Origin of the sequence: Acinetobacter sp. Lyrl_1, assembly GCF_051948795.1 — a bacterium.
In the GTDB taxonomy this organism is placed as follows: Bacteria; Pseudomonadota; Gammaproteobacteria; order Pseudomonadales; family Moraxellaceae; genus Acinetobacter; species Acinetobacter towneri.
The window spans coordinates 1-1,684 of sequence record NZ_JAYJLK010000090.1; the positions used below are offsets into that span (position 1 = coordinate 1).

General features: G+C 40.2%; 1 protein-coding gene. It reads left to right on the top strand.

What is annotated here, in order from left to right; translation table 11 throughout:
- The first annotated feature begins 252 nt into the window (after positions 1–252).
- Positions 253–1,602: an aromatic acid/H+ symport family MFS transporter gene (locus tag VF675_RS13615; RefSeq protein ID WP_440205382.1), complete on the top strand. Its 1,350-nt coding sequence runs from the start codon at positions 253–255 to the stop codon at positions 1,600–1,602.
- Positions 1,603–1,684: the final 82 nt, after the last annotated feature.

Consider the following 1,684-nt stretch of genomic DNA (forward strand, 5'->3'; position numbering starts at 1 on the left):
GGGGTGTTTTTTATGCGGGAAAGAAAATGTTAAGAATAATAATCACATTTTAATTTTGTAAAAACAACATTAAATCCATAATTAATAGAAGGATTTAGACTAATGTTGAATTTTTATTTCCCTTGTTTTGTGTGAAAGTTACACAATCTACTTGAATAGCAAAGTGGACATGGATGACTGATAAAAATGAAAGTCTTCACTGTAAAAAAAGCTATTTGAGTTCACTGAAACACAGCTCACAGGAGGTGAGGAATGGCACATCAAGCAATTAACGTGAATGATGTCATTGATCACGCAAAATTCAGACCATTTCATTTTAATGTCGTGGCATGGTGTCTACTGATCATTTTATTTGATGGCTACGACTTGGCAATTAATGGCGTTGTTTTGCCATTATTGATGGATGAATGGGGCTTGAGTGCTGTTCAGGCGGGTATGCTTGCCAGTACTGCCTTGGCAGGTATGATGTTTGGTGCCATGATTTTTGGTTCTTTGGCCGATAAAATTGGCCGTAAGAAAGTCATCATGATCTGTATTGTGCTATTTAGTGGTTTAACCTTTGCGGGTGGTTTTGCTTCTAATCCCACTGAGTTTGCAATTTTACGTTTCTTGGCGGGTCTAGGGATTGGCGGTGTAATGCCAAACTTGGTGGCATTAACTTCAGAATATGCACCTAAAACTATGCGTAGTACGCTCGTTACCACGATGTTCAGTGGTTATGCGGTTGGTGGTGTAATGGCTGCATTACTCGGCTCATGGTTTACCCCAAGTTTTGGTTGGGAAATTATGTTCTTTATTGCAGGGATTCCATTATTTTTATTGCCTGTGATTTGGAAATTCTTACCTGAGTCTTTGACTTTTATTGTAAAAGAAAACAAGCAAGATCAAGCACGTCCAATTGTGGCGCGTTTAGCACCAGATTTGAAAATTACGCAAGACACAACATTTGAATTGTACCAAGCAGATGTGCCAGAAGCGGCCAATGTGGTGAGCTTGTTTAAACGTGGTCGTGCAGTCAATACACTATTGTTCTGGTTGGCATTCTTTACGTGCTTATTAACCATGTATGCGCTTAGCAGTTGGTTGCCTAAATTGATGATGGCAGCTGGCTACTCGATGGACAACAGCTTAATGTTCATGATGGTGATGAACGTAGGTGCAGTTGTGGGTATTGTGGGTGGTGGTATTTTAGCAGACCGTTTCCATCTAAAACCTGTGTTAATGTTCTTAGGCATCATGGGTGCGTTGGTGATGAGCTTAATGGGCTTCCAGTCTAATCAGTTCCTACTTTACATCTTGGTATTTTTGGCAGGCGCGGCTTCAATTGGCTCACAAATGTTGCTATATAGCTATGTCGCACAATATTACCCACTTGCAGTACGTTCTACAGGGATTGGTTGGTCATCTGCGATTGGCCGTATGGGTGCGATTGTAGGGCCAATCTTAATTGGCGGTTTGTTGGGCATGAACTTGCCCGCTCACTTCAATTTCATGGCCGTAGGTTTACCTGTCTTGATTACTGCAATTGCTGTTGCCTTAATCATGAATGAAGATGAAGCTGAACAAATTAAAGCTAGCAAAGCAGTAGCCGCAAAAGCTTAATTTGAAGTTCTGATCATAAAAAATCCTCAACGTTGCTTGGGGATTTTTTATGGATTGTATTGATTAAAAATAGATAAAATTG